The organism is uncultured Lutibacter sp., assembly GCF_937891065.1.
Taxonomy (GTDB): Bacteria; Bacteroidota; Bacteroidia; order Flavobacteriales; family Flavobacteriaceae; genus Lutibacter.
Genome location: NZ_CALAEQ010000137.1, coordinates 1 through 15319, shown reverse-complemented (window position 1 = coordinate 15319; position 15319 = coordinate 1). Strand labels below are relative to the sequence as shown.

The following is a 15319-nucleotide window of genomic DNA, read 5'->3' as shown; positions in this document are numbered from 1 at the left end:
AAAAATATTTAATTTAAATGGAACGTAAACTATTGCTAATCTAATAGTTCTGTTAATTTATTAAAAATTTGTTTCGGATTTTTGTTTTCGTATAATATTGCATAAACAGCATCAATTATTGGTGTTTTAGCTTTGTTGTTTTCATTTATTAAATAAGCACTTTTTGAAGCATAATAACCTTCTGCAATCATACTCATTTCCATCATTGCACTTTTAACAGTGTATCCTTTACCAATCATATTTCCAAACATTCTATTTCTACTAAAAACGGAATATCCTGTCACTAATAAGTCACCTAAATAAGCTGAGTTATTAATGTTTCGCTTCATTTTATGAACTTTTTTTATAAAGCGCTTCATTTCTCGAATAGAATTTGACATTAATACCGACTGAAAATTATCTCCATATCCCAACCCGTGAGCCATACCAGCAGCAATTGCATAAATGTTTTTTAACATTGCTGCGTATTCCGTACCAATAATATCATCAGATATTTTTGTTTTTATGTAATTACTAGAAAGACATTTACCTAACAATTTTGCTTTTTTTGCATCGGTACAAGCAATTGTTAAATACGATAAACGCTCCATTGCAACTTCTTCAGCATGACAAGGACCTGTAATAACTCCAATATTTTCAAAAGGAATTTCATGTATTTTATTGAAATGTTCACCAACAATTAATCCTGTTTCTGGAACAATACCTTTAATAGCCGAAAACACAATTTTTTTAGAAAAATCTTCAGTTATTTTGTCTATTTCAGCTTTTACAAATGCTGAAGGAATGGCAAAAATTAAGATATCAGCATAACGTACTAATTCATTAATATCACTAGATAAGTACAGTTTATTCACATCAAATTCTGCTGAACTTAAGTAATTTGGATTGTGCTCATTTTCTTTAATATAATCTACAGTACTTTGATTTCTCACATACCATCCAACTTGTTCTAAGTTTTCACACAACATTTTTACAATGGCTGTTGCCCAGCTTCCACTTCCAAAAACAGCAATCTTAGGAAATTCACTCATTATATTACAAATTTAGATTTCAAAAGTAAACAAACTAAAACTAAGACCAAAACTAAAAAACTTTATCAGTTATTGAAGCAAAATATACGCTATAGTTGTTATAATGATAAACAGAAAATCTTTTGTACTTTTAAATTTTTAAATTATTTTACATTAAATACAAATTGAGTACACTTAAACGTTTTTTTAAAGACACCATTATCTACGGAATTGCAGCCGTTTTACCACGAGTAATTAACTTTTTGTTAGTTCGCGTGCATACTGATGCTTTACCCGCTAATAATTACGCTGAAAACACTAATTTTTATATTTGGGCGGCCTTATTTTCTGTGTTATTAACCTTTGGAATGGAAACTGCTTTTTTTCGATTTTATAAAGCTGAAGAAAAAAAGGACGATTTAATTTCAACCTCTTTTATAAGTGTATTTGCTTCAGCAGTACTTTTTGTAGTTTTAGCATTTACATTCTCTGATTTTTTTATCAAAATTTTTGATTTTAGTGGAAATCCACTTCAACTTAAATTATTGATAGGTATTTTAGGAATTGATACCTTAGCTGTTATTCCTTTTGCGTATTTACGCGCTTCAAACCGACCTATAAAATACGCTGCTATTAAATTAATTAATGTTGGGGTAATTGTAGGAATTAACTTAGTGTTTTTAAAATATATTCCAGAATTTATAGCTAGCGGAAAAAACATTCCAATCTTTTTAAATACTATTTTTGAAAGTACATTTATTGTTAACTTTATATTTATTGCCAATATAATTGGTAGTACAATTTCATTGCTGTTTTTAGTGCCTTATTTACTGAAATTTAAATGGAGTTTTAATACTGTTTTATTTAAAAAAATGTTGTCGTACTCTTGGCCTATTGCCGTTGCTGGAATTGCTTATGTGATTAATGAAAATTTAGATAAGATTTTAATTGGACAACTTATTGACAAAAACACCATGGGAATTTATGCTGCTTGCTATAAGTTGGCAATTTTTATGAATTTATACATTATGGCGTTTCGTTTGGGAGCTGAACCTTTCTTTTTTAGTCACTCAGATCATAAAGATGCAAAAGAAACCTACGCTAAAATTCTCAACTATTTCATCATTATTGGCTCGTTGGTTTTTGTTGGAATTGTTGTTTTTCTTGATATTTTGAAGCAATTATTTATCAATCAGCAATATTGGGAAGCAATTATTATTGTTCCAATTGTGTTATTAGCTAACTTATTTTTAGGTGTTTATCATAATTTAGCTATTTGGTACAAACTAACAGATAAAACGCGTTACGCTATGTTGTTTTCTATAATTGGCGCAATAATTACCATTATTATTAATGTTGCTTTAATTCCTGTTGTTGGATTTATTGCTTCAGCTTGGGCAACTTTATTTGCTTACGGAACTATGATGGTTCTCTCCTATTTTATAGGAAAGAAACACTATCCGGTTCCGTATAATTTAATTAAATCAGGTAGCTATTTAATCGCTGCTATTTTAATTTCATTTGTTTCGTTTAACTATTTTAGAGAAAATTATTTAATTTCTGTTGGACTTGTTTTAGCTTTTGGAATGTTAATTTTTTGGAACGAAAAAAAGGAAATTTCAGCAATTTTAAAACGATAAAATCATGAAACATTTGAGTGCTTTTTTTATACTAATTTTTTTGACAACTTCCATTTTATTTTCTCAAAATACTGAAGAAAAAAAATCAACAGCTTCTAAAAATGTTTCAATTATTGAAAAAGAATTTTTAATTCCTGAATTGAACGATATCAGTCATAAAATTTGGGTGTATCTACCTCCAAATTATGCTAAAAATTCAAAAAAATATCCTGTGATTTATATGCACGATGGTCAAAATTTATTTGACAATGCGACATCATATATTGGTGAATGGGAAGTTGATGAAACTTTAAATGAACTCTTCAATAAAACAGGAAAAGGTTTTATAGTTGTTGGTATTGAAAATGGTGGAGCAGAACGAATTAACGAATACACACCTTGGTCACATGAAAAATATGGAGGTGGAAAAGGTGAAATTTATATTGATTTTATTAAAAATACTTTAAAACCTTATATTGATGCTACTTACAGAACCAAAAAACAACAAAAATACACTGGTTTAATTGGAAGCTCTTTAGGTGGTTTAATTTCTTATTATGGCGGACTTAAACATCCTAAAATTTTTGGGAAAATTGGCGCATTGTCAACTTCATTTTGGTTTTCAGATGAAGTTGAAGGATTTACTAAGGAGTATGGAAATACTAAAAAGGTGAAATTGTTTTTATTAGTTGGTGAAAAAGAAGGTAAAGACATGGTTTCAGGAACTGAAAAAACTGAAAAATTATTACTAAAAACTGGTTTTAAATCAAAGAACATAAAATCAAAAATAAACCCCAATGGAAATCATAATGAAGCTTTTTGGAAAAGTGAATTTTTAGAAGTTGTTACTTGGTTATACAATATAAAATAAATATGACAACAAAAGAAACACCTATTATTGTTGAGCAATTATTTCATGCTTCTATAAGTGTTATTTGGGATGCAATTACAGATATTGATAAAATGAAATATTGGTTTTTTGATAATATTCCAGATTTTAAACCTGAAAGTTGCAGAACTGGTTGGATTTTTTTTATTGACAGACTTAAAAATTATATTGAAACTAACTCGTAAAGAAGTTAATAAATTCAAAAAACAAATACTATTATGAAAGTACAAATCATCAACAAATCAAAACACGAATTACCAAACTACGAAACCATTGCATCAGCTGGAATGGATTTACGTGCAAATATTTCTGAAGCAATTACACTTAAACCTTTAGAACGTGCCATTGTTAAAACAGGGTTATTTATTGCTTTGCCCGTGGGCACAGAAGCACAAGTACGTCCGCGTAGCGGACTCGCAGCGAAAAATGGGATCACTGTTTTAAATTCTCCAGGAACTATAGATGCAGATTACAGAGGTGAAATTGGTGTAATTTTAGTGAATCTATCTAACCGAAATTTTGTAATAAATGATGGTGAACGTATTGCGCAATTAGTAATTGCAAAACATGAACGTGCAGACTGGGATATTGTTGAAGTTTTGAGTGAAACTGAGCGCGGATCCGGTGGATTTGGATCAACTGGAGTTTAAAAAACACAAAAGATAAATTTTTGAAACACTTTGAAATTTGGAAATATTTGTCATATCATTAACTGCATTTCTTGTTTCAATCTTAACCTTTTTTTCAGGTTTTGGTTTAGGAACCATATTAACTCCTGTTTTTATGCTTTTCTTTCCTGTAGAGTTAGCAATAGCTTTAACAGGTGTTGTTCATTTTTTTAACAATGTTTTTAAAGTTTTTTTAGTTGGTAAAAATGCAGATAAAACAGTTTTATTAAAATTTGGTATTCCTGCAGTTATTATGGCTTTTGTTGGCGCCTGGTTATTATTTCAAATTCCAGATGCTAAACCATTATTTACTTATGAAATGATGGATAAAACTTTTGAAGTGTATCCTGTTAAATTTATCATATCACTATTGCTCATCGTTTTTGCAAGTATGGATTTAATTCCATATTTCAGTAATTTAAAATTTGGAAGAGAAAAATTACCTTTAGGTGGTGCTTTAAGTGGATTTTTTGGGGGACTTTCAGGAAATCAAGGTGCATTACGAACTGCTTTTCTTATCAAAGCAGGACTATCAAAAGAAGCATTTATAGGAACTGCAGTAATCGTATCTGCAATTGTTGATTTTACTAGACTTAGTGTATATGCAACTAGAATTACTAAATCTGGACTTACTGATAATTTAACATTAATAATTTGCGCTACTTTATCAGCTATAATTGGGGCTTATTTTGGTAATAAGCTATTAAAGAAAGTGACTCTTAACTTTTTACAAATTTTTGTAGCTATTATGTTAATACTAATTTCAATAGCTTTAGGAGCAGGGTTTATTTAAAAGAAAAAATATCAAATTTTATATGTCATTTTATAGTATTCCCACTATTTTAGTTTTGAGGTTTTGATTTGAAAATTGTTACTGGTATTTGCATTAGGCAACCAATGTGTAAAACTGAACTAGTAGTAAATGAAATTATTTTTTCAGTTCTAAGAATTTATAAATAGCTGACATATCATCTCTTCCCATTCCGTTTTGGTTAGCGCCTGCGTATATTTCTTTGGTAAGATTAGCCAAAAACAATGGTTGATTGTGTTCATAGGCAGTTATTGTAGCTAAATGTAAATCTTTATGCATCCATTCTAATGGAAACTGTACATCATAGTTATTACTTTTTATAGCTAGAGCCTTTGATTTTGTAAAAGGAGCTGAAACAATTAAATTAGGAATTGTATCTAATAAGAAATCTTTAGAAATTCCCATTTTTTCACCCAATAATATGGCTTCTGAAAAAACAAGCATAGATTGAGCAAGCATCATATTTACAAGCATTTTAAACGATGCTCCTTTACCAATATCACCTATATGTAACACTTTGTTTCCCATCACATTTAAATATGGCTGAATCTCATTCAAAGTATTTTCTTCTCCACCAACTAGAAAAATTAATTCCGCATTTTCTGCAGGAATTTTTGAGCCTGAAACTGGAGTATCTAAAAATCTAATATTGTATTTTGTTGCTTCTTCAAAAGCGCGAATACTAAATGATGGATTTACAGTAGAACAATCTGCCCAAATTGCATTTTTTTTCATTGAATTAAGCGCACCTGCTGTTCCAAAAAATACGTCTTCAACAACTTGAGGTGTAGATAACATACTAAAAACAATGTCAGCATCTTTTACAGCATTTTTAACCGAATCCGCAATAGTTACATTTGAATTTCCGAAATGTTCAAAATTCTTTGGAGTTCTATTATAAACTGTTAAGTTTAAGTTGTTTTTTGCTAAATGCGAAGCCATATTGCTTCCCATAATTCCTAATCCAATAAAAGCTATTTTCATTTGTTTTGTTTGTATTGATTTAATAAAATATACCCACTTTTAGTCGTTACAATTTAATTAATTTTAAGCAAATTTCTGAACCTAATTGTATCTTTTCGAAATGCTCAAAAAATATAATTTCTCCATTTAAATCAGCTTCAATTAAATAATAACTTCCTTTAAAATATGATGTTAAAACAGTTGCTTTTATTTCTGATTTTTTAACAAATTTAATTTGATTTGGGTATACTAAAATTGTATCTTTTGATGGAGATTTTAAATCAATTTTACTTAAAGGAATTTCGTTTATTTCATTAAAAAGTGAAGCTACATAAGCATTTTTAGGGTTTTTATATAACGCTTCTGGCGAGTTTATAGCAACAAAATTTCCATCTCTAATCACTAAAATTTCATCAGCAAAAGAAAGTGCATCCGTAGTATCATGGGTGGCTACAATACAAGTAATGTGTTTTGACTTTAAATACTTAAAAAGGCTTCTTCTTAATTTATTTTTCCTAAAATTATCTATATGACTAAAAGGTTCATCTAATAACAAAACTTTAGGTTCTTTTGCAATTACTTTTGCAATAGCTACGCGTTGTTTTTGACCTCCACTCAAGTTTTTAACCTTTGTTTTTAAAAAGGCCGACATATCTACAACTTCTAGTAATTCTTGTATGCGTTGTAGCTTATTTGGATTTAAACTTGAAATATTTTTACCAATATTCTCCTCAACAGTAATATAAGGCATTAAGTCAAAATCCTGTGGTAAGTATTTCATGAAATCTTCTCCTGGAATTAACTTAAAATTGGGTCCTAGTAACTTTTCGTTATTCCAATAAACCGAACCTTTTTCGATATGAAGTAAGCCGTAAATAATTTCTAAGAGTGTACTTTTCCCACAACCACTTTCACCAACTACAGCAATATAATTACCTTTATTAGCAGTAAAACTAATATTTTTTAATACTTCTTTTGAAGTGTAACCGAATGATATGTTTTCAACTTTTAACACCTGCTTTATTCAAATCCTATATGAAAAAGTGCATCACCTTGATTTACAACTGGAGCGTGATTTGAGTTTAAGATATACCCTTCTTGATTATTTTTGAAGGCACTTTCAAAATCTCCAAAAGGATCAGAAATACTTCCTAATTTCAGCCCTTTAGCTACTTTTTGACCCGCACTAACATCTGATCTGTACATCCCTGAATGCTTGGCTCTAATCCATTTAGAACTTTTAATAATTATAGGTTGATTCGTAATATTAGTCTTTATAATTTTAGAAGAAAAATCCTTCAGACCTAATTCGTGAATTACATTTATAGCACCTTGAATTCCAATTTTTGTAACTGTTTTGTCTAAATTTAATGATTTTCCACCTTCAAACAACAATACTTTTATTCCTAGTTTAACCATTGATCTTCTAAAAGTTCGTTCTTGACTTTTACTGTAAACAATGTATGGAGAACCAAAAATTTTAGCCAAATTTAAAATTTCTTCATCATCTTCGTCAATTCTAATTTGAGAATAATTGAAACGTTGTGCTCCACCTGTATGAAAATCAATACAATAATCAATATGAGGAATTACTTCCTTCATAATATGATACGCAAATCTACTTGCCAATGATCCTTTATCTGATCCTGGAAAAACCCTATTTAAATCTCTTCCATCAGGAAATTCTCTTGTTTGATTTATAAAACCAAAAACATTTAATAAAGGAATACAAATAATTGTTCCTATTTCAGGTTTATTTAAACCTTTAGCAACAATTTGGCGAACAATTTCAACCCCATTTGTTTCATCGCCGTGAACACCACCAATTAATAATAAACAAGGACCGTCTTTTTTACCTCGCTCAACAATGATAGGTACTTCAATGGTATCTCGAGTATTAAGTCTCGCAAAATCCATTTTAACTTGAACAGATTCTCCAAGTCCAATTTTATGATTTAATATTCTCATCTTTAATCTACATCTACGTGTCGTTCAATATAATGAATAATTTTCCCAGCGATATCAACTCCAGTAGCAGCTTCAATACCTTCTAATCCTGGTGAGGAATTTACCTCTAAAATAAGTGGTCCACGAGCTGATTGTAATAAATCTACTCCAGCAATTCCTAATCCCATTACACGAGCGGCTTTTAAAGCTGCATTTTTTTCGTCGATTGATAATTTTATAATTTCAGCTGTACCTCCTCGATGCAAATTAGAACGGAATTCTCCTTCTTTTCCCTGTCGTTTCATAGCGCCAACTATTTCTCCATCTACAATAAATACTCGAATATCTGCACCTTTGGCTTCCTTAATAAATTCTTGAGCAATTACACGTGCTTGTAATCCATTAAACGCTTCTAAAACAGATGTTGCTGCATTATCATTTTCAGCTAAAACCACACCTAAACCTTGTGTGCCTTCTAATAATTTTATAACTAAAGGCGTACCTCCTACACTTTCAATAACATCAGCAACGTTTTTTGAATAATTAGTAAATACTGTTTTTGGCAAACCTAAACCTGCTCTTGAAAGTACTTGTAAACTTCTCAATTTATCTCTTGAACGCATTAATGCTTGTGATTCAACAGCTGTAAAAACTTTCATCATTTCAAATTGACGTACTACAGCAGTTCCGAAAAAAGTTACTGATGCTCCTATTCTTGGGATTACCGCATCAATATCTGTTAGTAATTCGTGTTTATAACGAATTGCTGGTTTTTTTCTTTCAATAATAATATCGCACTTTGTGTGATCTACAATAATAATTTCATGATTTCTTTCTTTACCTGCCTCAACAAGTCTTTTTGTAGAATATAAATTTGGATTTCTTGATAAAACAACAATTTTCATACTATTCAGTTAGTTTTGTATTTAAATTTTTAAATGATATATATTTTTTTGAAGTATCTACAATAAATTTTTTAGAAAGAAATTTTCTTCCCAATAATACTGGATATTTCATAGATCCTCTTTCTGAAAGCGTTAATGCTATAGGATATATTTGATCAAATATGAATATTTCAGTTTTTATTAAGTACCGGTTTTCTATTTGACCGTTTGAACTTTTTACTATTTTCTGTGAAAACTCACTAAATTCAAAATGAACATCTTCAAATTTATGATGTTCGGGATCTAAAAGTTGACATTTCAAAATATTGTTTTCAATTTTAATATCATGACAATGAAAACTAGAAGTATAAGCTCCCGTATCAATTTTTACATGAATACCAAGCAAATTTAGTTTTGGAAAATCGACAATATCCGTTCTGCCAATTAATAATTTTACGTTATTATTTTTCAAAAGCTTTTAAAAAAGTATATAATTAAAAAAAAAGGAATTTTGGCAAAAATAGACTATTATTCTATATAGTAAGGTTTTAGGGGTAAATTTTGTTTTTGGTTAATTCATAAAGAAAGTATTTAATAAATAATGAGTTAGAGTCAATAAAAAAGGAAGCAACATATGATATTACTTCCTTTTAAAACTTTATATGTTATCTATTCCTATTTTCCCTTATTTATAACCTCTTTAATTTTCCCTTCTAATTCTTCAGCTAAATCTGGGTTGTCTTTTATTAATGCTTTTACAGCATCGCGCCCTTGTCCTAATTTTGTTTCACCATAACTAAACCAAGATCCACTTTTCTTAACAATTCCAAATTCAACACCTAAATCTAATATTTCACCTGTTTTAGAAACACCTAAACCATACATTATGTCAAATTCAGCTATTGTAAAAGGTGGAGCAACTTTATTTTTTACTACTTTAACTTTAGTGCTATTTCCAATTACTTTATCACCATCTTTAATTTGGGTTCTTCTTCTAATATCTAAACGAACTGATGCGTAAAATTTTAATGCATTACCACCTGTAGTTGTTTCAGGATTTCCAAACATAACACCAATCTTTTCACGTAATTGGTTAATAAAAATCACCGTACAATTTGTTTTGTGGATTGTACCTGTTAATTTACGAAGTGCTTGAGACATTAAACGCGCGTGTAATCCCATTTTAGAATCACCCATTTCGCCTTCAATTTCACTTTTTGGTGTTAATGCAGCAACAGAATCAATCACAATTATATCAATAGCTCCTGAGCTAATTAAATTATCTGCAATTTCTAAAGCTTGTTCACCATAATCTGGTTGAGAAATTATTAAGTTATCTATATCAATTCCTAAGTTTTGAGCGTAAAAACGGTCAAATGCGTGTTCAGCATCAATAAAAGCAGCAATACCTCCTGCTTTTTGAGCTTCTGCAATTGCGTGTAATGCTAACGTTGTTTTACCTGAAGATTCTGGTCCATATATTTCAATAACTCTACCACGTGGATAACCGCCAACTCCTAAAGCAATATCTAATCCTAATGACCCTGAAGAAATGGCATCTATATCAGATATAGCAACATCGCCCATTTTCATTACAGCACCTTTTCCGTAGGTTTTATCTAATTTATCTAATGTGAGTTGTAATGCTTTTAATTTTGCTACTTTTTCTTTGTCTTCTGCCATAATCGTTTTTAAAAATGTGTTAAAATAGTTTAGGGCTAAAATATAAAAAAGTATTGAGTATATTTAACCCGTTCACAAATAATATTAACAGTTTTTAGAATGAGAAAAATATTTATCATAACTTTATTTACTATCCTAACTGTCAATCAGATGAAAGCTCAAAACGATGTGAAATCAGCATTTTTACTAAAATGGGAAAACTCTAAAAATTATTTATTAGAAATAGCAAAAGCTATGCCTGAAGCTAACTATAATTATAAACCAACTGAGCGACAAATGAGTTTTCAAGAACAATTAATTCATATACAAGGAAACATGGATTGGTTAAGTTCTAAATATTTTAACGGTGAAAAAACGGAAAAAATTGATCCGAAATCAAAGGAAGAAATCATAAACCAATTAACTGCTTCTTTTGATAATGTTGCAGAAACAATTAAAAAAGTGCTTTTAGAAGAATTATCAACGGAAGTTGAATTTTTTGCTGGGCCTAAAAGTAAATTACAAATCTTAAATTTATTGCAAGATCACGTAACACACCATCGTGGACAATTAATCGTATATTTAAATTTAAACACTATAGAACCTCCAAAATATAGAGGTTGGTAAAACTACTATTATGAAAAAATCATCACTTACAGAAAACTTAACTTTTAACGATACAAAACCTTCAATTACAGTATTATTTGAAACTGAAACCACCAAAGAAATTAGGATTTTAATGCAAAAAAATCAAGTAATGAAGGAGCATAAAACTTCATTTCCTATTACAGTTGAAATTTTTGAAGGTGCCATAGATTTTGGTGTTGACGGAACTATTTACAATTTAGTAAAAGGAGATTTGGTTGCACTTGAGGCCAGCGTTCCACACGATTTGCTTGCAAAAGCAAATAGTATTGTTCGTTTAACCTTATCTAAATTAGATACAGTTGATAGAGTAATTAAGGTTTCAGAAAAATAAAATACAGTTATGGCTGGCGAAACAAATTTAAGTGCACTTATTAAAGGAATGACTCCAAAATTAAATTCTGGTGATTATGTATTTTGTACTGTACAAGATGTATCAAAAATAAACAGAAATGATACAATTTGTGAATTTAAAGAAGCCGAAGGAACAACCATTGTAATGAATCGTTTAAAAGCAGATGCGCTAAAATTAAATTATGATTATGTTTCCTCTTGGATTACACTTACAGTCCATTCTTCATTAGATGCAGTTGGTTTAACCGCTTTATTTTCAAGTGAATTGGCAAAAAACGATATTAGTTGTAATGTAATTGCAGGTTATTATCACGATCATATTTTTGTATCTAAAAAGGATGCCGAGAAAGCAGTAGAAGTTTTAAAGATGCTTTCAAAATCTTAAAATCTAGAATATTATAATTGGTTTAATCTTTTGCACCAACATACACCCAATGGTTATTTTCAATAGAAAAGCTTGAGTTTTCGTGTATCACATTAATTGATCCATTTTCCATAAAAAAGGCTTTAAACTCAACTGTTCCTGTAGCGTCAGTTGTGGTTCCTTTTGTGGTTTTTAAAACTTCTAATTTTAACCATTTTACAGATTTTGTCCATTTTTCAATGTCTCTTTTCTCCTTTTTTGAAGGCCTCGTTTTACTATGGTGACTTTTTTGTAAATAGTCAATATTTGCTACTACAAATGCGCTGTACCTAGAACGCATTAAAGCTTCAGCTGAAGAAACTGAATTAATATTTTGATGTACTTTTTGACAACAATCACTATATTTTTTTTTAATATTACAAGGACATTGCATACGTTATTATTTAATTTAGTAATTCATTTTGTTCTGTAATTCTAAAACAGCGTTCTGTACCTAAATACAGTGGATCTCCGTGTTTTTCTGACCAAAACCCATCTAATATTGTATCAGAAATACAATGATACACAACCACTCCTTTATACGTATAATCATCTTTTGATTGATAGCTAAAGTTGATTACTAAAATGTTATTTTTAAAAAAGCCAGTTCCAATTTGTTCTTGCTCATTATTAATAAACCATTTGGCAATTATTCTTTTGTTACTATCTAGAGATAAAGTAAGTGTTCCTTTATAGGTGTTGTCAGTTTCATCTTGGTTACTACCAACAATATTGTAGGCGCCTACTAGATTTTCTATAATCATTTATTTACTTGTTTTACTATTATATTAAAAAATACAATAGTTATGAGTCCTTGCAAATATAGGGATTTGTACTGTTTGATATAAAAAACAAAAACCAAACAACTGTTATAAAATTGAACATTTGTTTGGTTTTAATTATATGAACTATGTATGTATAATTATGGATTTGTAGACCATAAAGATGCGTTTGCCATCATGGCACGTCTAGGTAATTGTAAACCTGCAACAATTAATTGAGCAAAATCTTCAGGTTGTAATACTTTTTCTTCATTTCCATCAGTAATTCCTAATTCCAAAGCCATATCGGTAGCAATAGTACTTGGTGTTAATGTATTTACTCTAATATTATTTTTACGAACTTCTTTCATTAATGATTCCGACAATCCAATAACTGCAAATTTTGATGCTGAATACGCAGAAACATTTGCATTACCGTTTAAACCAGCTGTTGAAGAAACGTTGATAATATCACCTTCATTTTTTTCAATTAAATATGGAAGCACTTCTTTTGTAACGTAATACATTCCTAAAACATTGGTTTTAATAATGTTTTCCCAAACACTTACTTCCATTTCATTAAAAGAACCAAAAGCTGCAATTCCCGCATTGTTCACTAAAATATCTACAGTTCCTAAGTTTGAAATACAGTTTTTAATTCCAACTTTAACTTCTTCATAATTACCAACATCAAATATTTCGTAAAAAGCATTTACTCCAAGTGCTTTTAATTCGGTAGCTGTTTCTTTTAAACTTTTTTCATTTCTACCAGTAATTGCCACTTCAATTCCTAGTTTGGCAAATGCTATTGCTGTTGCTTTTCCAAGTCCTCTACTTCCACCTGTAATGATGGCTTTTTTGTTTTTCAATTCCATTTTAATTTATTTTTATTTTGAAGTGATATTTCACTTTTTTTAATTTCTTAATATTCCTATAAGTTATAAAACCATTTGATTACCAAGCCTCTATAATTAAAGCAGGACTATTAATAGTATACGATTCCTTATTGAAATTTCCATAGTAGTTACAATTGTTGAAACCAGCATTTTTTAATAAAAGCGCTAATTCCTCTTTTAATAGCGGCAACAATTCAATACTATTTTCAATTATTTGTTGGGTTGATTTAACTGTTAAACGCGTATTAAAATCAATTTTATTTTCCAATTTAAGATAATGGTAATTTCGTTCAAATAGTATTTCATCATTTTCAATGATAGGTAATTGTTGAATGTTTTTTTTAATAATTTTATCGTAATTAACTATTTGAAGTAACAATTTTCCATTTGATTTAAGTACAGCTTTTGATTGTTGTAAAAAATCAGCTATTTCATCTAACGAATTCAGATGAACTATGGTATTACCAAAACAAATGATGCCTCCTACAGAATTTTTATCTATAAATGCATCTAATTGAAGCATACTTATTTGCTGAAATTGAATGGATTTTGATGCGTCTTCATTTTTTATTGAAGCTGCTCGAATCATTTCAGCATCCATATCAATTCCCCGTACGTTTTTGTAATAATTCGCCAACTCCAAAGAAAGCGTTCCAATTCCACATCCAATATCTAAAACATTACAATCACTTTCTGGTATTTTTAGCTTAATAAAATCAACTTGATTAACATTGATTTTAAAAATATGGTGATAATAAGAGGCAATTTGTTGATAAAAACTCATAATAATAAGTTTAAATTAGATGGTGTATTTGAGCGTATTGCAACAAAATAATTGTTTTGGCATCACAAATTTCACCAGTTGAAATCATAGTTAAAGCACTTCTAAAGTCTAGTTCAAGTACTTCAATTTCTTCGGTTTCATCTTCTAAACCACCACCTTCGTTCATCTTCATTTCATCATTATATTCGGCAATAAAATAATGGATTTTTTCAGTAACAGCTCCTGGTGTTGAATAAATCTCAAACAGTTTTGTTGGGTTGTTTATTTTATACCCTGTTTCTTCTTCAGCTTCTTTTTTTATACAAGTTAAAGGATCGTCATCATCTAGCAAACCAGCGCAAACTTCAATCATCATACCATCTTCATTTTCATTCAAATAACTTGGCATTCTAAATTGTTTGGTGAGAATTACTGTTTTTTTAATTGGATTATATAACAAAATTGCAGCACCGTCACCTCTATCATAACTTTCGCGACTTTGTTGTTGCCAAGAACCGTTTTTAAGCTGATATTCGAAATTTATCTTATCTAATTTATAATAATTGCTTGATAAATTATTAATACTGCTTATTTTAACTTTAGAATTCGCCATAAATTAGTTTAAAATTAATGTGTCTAAATTATATTTTTAACGATCAAATGTATGAATTTCGATTTTCAAACAGTATATTTAGACTTGTTAGATTAACGAAATTTATAAAACCAAGTATAAACAACTATTCATTTAGTAACTTTTTAAGCATTGAATCTAATTATTTTATAGTTTTAAGCGTACTTGTTGTAATAAATGATACGTTTCTTTCATCACAATACATATAATATAAATCGCTATAATATTAAAAAAATAGCTTGTTAAACAAAAAACAACTTCCTAATTTTGTTACGTTATTGGTTAAAAACCAATAGTTGGTTTAACTAGAGTCTTATAATAATTATTGACTTTAATAAACTTTACAAGTTCGTTAAAAACTGTATTTATGTTAACCTATAAAATCGTGAATTAAAAATGATTTAAGGATTCTA

At 29.3% G+C, this 15319-nt stretch carries 20 protein-coding genes; 8 read left to right on the top strand and 12 right to left on the bottom strand.

Features of this window, described 5'->3' with window-relative positions:
- Positions 1-35 precede the first annotated feature (35 nt).
- Positions 36-1031, bottom strand: coding sequence for an NAD(P)H-dependent glycerol-3-phosphate dehydrogenase (locus tag Q0352_RS07685; RefSeq protein WP_299526106.1), 996 nt, complete (start codon positions 1029-1031; stop codon positions 36-38).
- A 164-nt stretch (positions 1032-1195) separates the two neighbouring features.
- Between Q0352_RS07685 and Q0352_RS07680 the strand changes: the two genes are divergently transcribed.
- Genes Q0352_RS07680 through Q0352_RS07660 form a run of 5 tightly spaced genes read left to right on the top strand, consistent with a single transcriptional unit; the run spans position 1196 to position 4979 of the window.
- Positions 1196-2650, top strand: a complete 1455-nt coding sequence (locus tag Q0352_RS07680) for a lipopolysaccharide biosynthesis protein (RefSeq protein ID WP_299526103.1) — start codon at positions 1196-1198, stop codon at positions 2648-2650.
- A gap of 4 nt (positions 2651-2654) precedes the next feature.
- Positions 2655-3500 (top strand): alpha/beta hydrolase-fold protein, encoded by an 846-nt coding sequence (locus tag Q0352_RS07675; RefSeq protein WP_299526100.1) that lies wholly within the window; start codon positions 2655-2657, stop codon positions 3498-3500.
- A 2-nt stretch (positions 3501-3502) separates the two neighbouring features.
- Positions 3503-3703: a hypothetical protein gene (locus tag Q0352_RS07670; RefSeq protein ID WP_299526098.1), complete on the top strand. Its 201-nt coding sequence runs from the start codon at positions 3503-3505 to the stop codon at positions 3701-3703.
- A 33-nt stretch (positions 3704-3736) separates the two neighbouring features.
- The gene (dut, locus tag Q0352_RS07665; protein ID WP_299526096.1) at positions 3737-4168 is read left to right on the top strand and encodes a dUTP diphosphatase; all 432 of its coding nucleotides are present in this window, start codon (positions 3737-3739) and stop codon (positions 4166-4168) included.
- 37 nt (positions 4169-4205) lie between these two features.
- The gene (locus Q0352_RS07660) at positions 4206-4979 is read left to right on the top strand and encodes a sulfite exporter TauE/SafE family protein (RefSeq protein WP_299526094.1); all 774 of its coding nucleotides are present in this window, start codon (positions 4206-4208) and stop codon (positions 4977-4979) included.
- A gap of 135 nt (positions 4980-5114) precedes the next feature.
- Here Q0352_RS07660 and Q0352_RS07655 read toward each other — a convergent pair whose 3' ends face one another.
- The 6 genes from Q0352_RS07655 to recA all read right to left on the bottom strand — a co-directional run bounded on the left by Q0352_RS07655 (position 5115) and on the right by recA (position 10474).
- A complete protein-coding gene (locus Q0352_RS07655; RefSeq protein ID WP_299526135.1) occupies positions 5115-5996 on the bottom strand; it encodes an NAD(P)-dependent oxidoreductase in 882 nt (293 codons plus the stop codon).
- A gap of 31 nt (positions 5997-6027) precedes the next feature.
- Positions 6028-6975: an ABC transporter ATP-binding protein gene (locus tag Q0352_RS07650; protein WP_299526093.1), complete on the bottom strand. Its 948-nt coding sequence runs from the start codon at positions 6973-6975 to the stop codon at positions 6028-6030.
- A gap of 5 nt (positions 6976-6980) precedes the next feature.
- Positions 6981-7928: a succinylglutamate desuccinylase/aspartoacylase family protein gene (locus tag Q0352_RS07645; protein WP_299526090.1), complete on the bottom strand. Its 948-nt coding sequence runs from the start codon at positions 7926-7928 to the stop codon at positions 6981-6983.
- Between the two features lie 2 nt (positions 7929-7930).
- Positions 7931-8812: a 30S ribosomal protein S6--L-glutamate ligase gene (rimK, locus tag Q0352_RS07640; RefSeq protein WP_299526087.1), complete on the bottom strand. Its 882-nt coding sequence runs from the start codon at positions 8810-8812 to the stop codon at positions 7931-7933.
- 1 nt (position 8813) lies between these two features.
- On the bottom strand, positions 8814-9263 hold the full coding sequence (locus tag Q0352_RS07635) for a RimK/LysX family protein (protein ID WP_299526085.1): 450 nt from the start codon (positions 9261-9263) through the stop codon (positions 8814-8816).
- Positions 9264-9466: 203 nt separating this feature from the next.
- Positions 9467-10474: a recombinase RecA gene (gene recA / locus Q0352_RS07630; RefSeq protein WP_299526083.1), complete on the bottom strand. Its 1008-nt coding sequence runs from the start codon at positions 10472-10474 to the stop codon at positions 9467-9469.
- A 150-nt stretch (positions 10475-10624) separates the two neighbouring features.
- Here recA and Q0352_RS07625 point away from each other — a divergent pair, with 150 nt between their 5' ends.
- From Q0352_RS07625 to Q0352_RS07615, 3 genes are read left to right on the top strand one after another with little or no spacing between them, the layout of a single operon-like run.
- Complete coding sequence (locus Q0352_RS07625) at positions 10625-11080, top strand: DinB family protein (protein WP_299526080.1); 456 nt, start codon at positions 10625-10627, stop codon at positions 11078-11080.
- Positions 11081-11090: 10 nt separating this feature from the next.
- Positions 11091-11432, top strand: a complete 342-nt coding sequence (locus Q0352_RS07620; protein ID WP_299526077.1) for a cupin — start codon at positions 11091-11093, stop codon at positions 11430-11432.
- A 9-nt stretch (positions 11433-11441) separates the two neighbouring features.
- Complete coding sequence (locus tag Q0352_RS07615; RefSeq protein ID WP_299526074.1) at positions 11442-11837, top strand: ACT domain-containing protein; 396 nt, start codon at positions 11442-11444, stop codon at positions 11835-11837.
- 22 nt (positions 11838-11859) lie between these two features.
- Here the strand turns inward: Q0352_RS07615 and Q0352_RS07610 are convergent, their stop codons facing one another.
- From Q0352_RS07610 to Q0352_RS07590, 5 genes are all read right to left on the bottom strand, one after another.
- Entirely contained in the window at positions 11860-12249 is a 390-nt protein-coding gene (locus Q0352_RS07610) for a YchJ family metal-binding protein (RefSeq protein WP_299526071.1), read from the bottom strand.
- Between the two features lie 10 nt (positions 12250-12259).
- On the bottom strand, positions 12260-12619 hold the full coding sequence (locus Q0352_RS07605) for a hypothetical protein (protein WP_299526066.1): 360 nt from the start codon (positions 12617-12619) through the stop codon (positions 12260-12262).
- Positions 12620-12777: 158 nt separating this feature from the next.
- On the bottom strand, positions 12778-13491 hold the full coding sequence (locus tag Q0352_RS07600) for a 3-ketoacyl-ACP reductase (RefSeq protein WP_299526064.1): 714 nt from the start codon (positions 13489-13491) through the stop codon (positions 12778-12780).
- Positions 13492-13570: 79 nt separating this feature from the next.
- On the bottom strand, positions 13571-14296 hold the full coding sequence (locus Q0352_RS07595) for a class I SAM-dependent methyltransferase (RefSeq protein WP_299526062.1): 726 nt from the start codon (positions 14294-14296) through the stop codon (positions 13571-13573).
- A gap of 10 nt (positions 14297-14306) precedes the next feature.
- On the bottom strand, positions 14307-14888 hold the full coding sequence (locus Q0352_RS07590; protein WP_299526059.1) for an NUDIX domain-containing protein: 582 nt from the start codon (positions 14886-14888) through the stop codon (positions 14307-14309).
- Between the last annotated feature and the right edge of the window lie 431 nt (positions 14889-15319).

What these genes read in the sequence shown, in the direction of transcription:
- Q0352_RS07600 (WP_299526064.1), bottom strand. Translation starts at nt 13,491, where the DNA reads ATGGAATTGAAAAACAAAAAAGCCATCATTACAGGTGGAAGTAGAGGA.
- Q0352_RS07670 (WP_299526098.1), top strand. Translation starts at nt 3,503, where the DNA reads ATGACAACAAAAGAAACACCTATTATTGTTGAGCAATTATTTCATGCT.
- Q0352_RS07645 (WP_299526090.1), bottom strand. Translation starts at nt 7,928, where the DNA reads ATGAGAATATTAAATCATAAAATTGGACTTGGAGAATCTGTTCAAGTT.
- Q0352_RS07620 (WP_299526077.1), top strand. Translation starts at nt 11,091, where the DNA reads ATGAAAAAATCATCACTTACAGAAAACTTAACTTTTAACGATACAAAA.
- Q0352_RS07625 (WP_299526080.1), top strand. Translation starts at nt 10,625, where the DNA reads ATGAAAGCTCAAAACGATGTGAAATCAGCATTTTTACTAAAATGGGAA.
- Q0352_RS07675 (WP_299526100.1), top strand. Translation starts at nt 2,655, where the DNA reads ATGAAACATTTGAGTGCTTTTTTTATACTAATTTTTTTGACAACTTCC.
- recA (WP_299526083.1), bottom strand. Translation starts at nt 10,474, where the DNA reads ATGGCAGAAGACAAAGAAAAAGTAGCAAAATTAAAAGCATTACAACTC.
- Q0352_RS07685 (WP_299526106.1), bottom strand. Translation starts at nt 1,031, where the DNA reads ATGAGTGAATTTCCTAAGATTGCTGTTTTTGGAAGTGGAAGCTGGGCA.
- Q0352_RS07615 (WP_299526074.1), top strand. Translation starts at nt 11,442, where the DNA reads ATGGCTGGCGAAACAAATTTAAGTGCACTTATTAAAGGAATGACTCCA.
- Q0352_RS07610 (WP_299526071.1), bottom strand. Translation starts at nt 12,249, where the DNA reads ATGCAATGTCCTTGTAATATTAAAAAAAAATATAGTGATTGTTGTCAA.
- Q0352_RS07590 (WP_299526059.1), bottom strand. Translation starts at nt 14,888, where the DNA reads ATGGCGAATTCTAAAGTTAAAATAAGCAGTATTAATAATTTATCAAGC.
- dut (WP_299526096.1), top strand. Translation starts at nt 3,737, where the DNA reads ATGAAAGTACAAATCATCAACAAATCAAAACACGAATTACCAAACTAC.
- Q0352_RS07605 (WP_299526066.1), bottom strand. Translation starts at nt 12,619, where the DNA reads ATGATTATAGAAAATCTAGTAGGCGCCTACAATATTGTTGGTAGTAAC.
- Q0352_RS07595 (WP_299526062.1), bottom strand. Translation starts at nt 14,296, where the DNA reads ATGAGTTTTTATCAACAAATTGCCTCTTATTATCACCATATTTTTAAA.
- rimK (WP_299526087.1), bottom strand. Translation starts at nt 8,812, where the DNA reads ATGAAAATTGTTGTTTTATCAAGAAATCCAAATTTATATTCTACAAAA.